The following is a 255-nucleotide window of genomic DNA, read 5'->3' as shown; positions in this document are numbered from 1 at the left end:
CAGGACGGTGAACTCAAGGAAATCAAGCTTTAAGCTTGATTTTTATTTTTTAAGCCCATGATCTGGTGTACATTTTTTTCAATATTTTGAGCCAGAGCCTCCATTGGAATATCATTTTCATCGTTGTTAAAGGGATCTTCAATCTCTTCAGCGATCAGTTCCAGACTCATTAAAACATAATAAACAAAAACCGTCAGGGGAATCATAAAAAGTCCGATGTTGATGACATAAGCAATAGGAAGGGCAAAAACATAC

At 36.1% G+C, this 255-nt stretch carries 1 protein-coding gene; it reads right to left on the bottom strand.

Annotated elements, in window-relative coordinates:
* Nucleotides 1–29 precede the first annotated feature (29 nt).
* Nucleotides 30–255 (bottom strand): bestrophin family ion channel (locus tag SCA31_RS24440; RefSeq protein ID WP_410699567.1); only part of this gene is annotated, 226 nt, incomplete at its 5' end.

The organism is Chryseobacterium sp. SIMBA_028 (assembly GCF_046535285.1).
In the GTDB taxonomy this organism is placed as follows: Bacteria; Bacteroidota; Bacteroidia; order Flavobacteriales; family Weeksellaceae; genus Chryseobacterium.
Note: the sequence above shows the minus strand (reverse complement) of the source record. Positions and strands in the feature narration are given on the sequence as shown.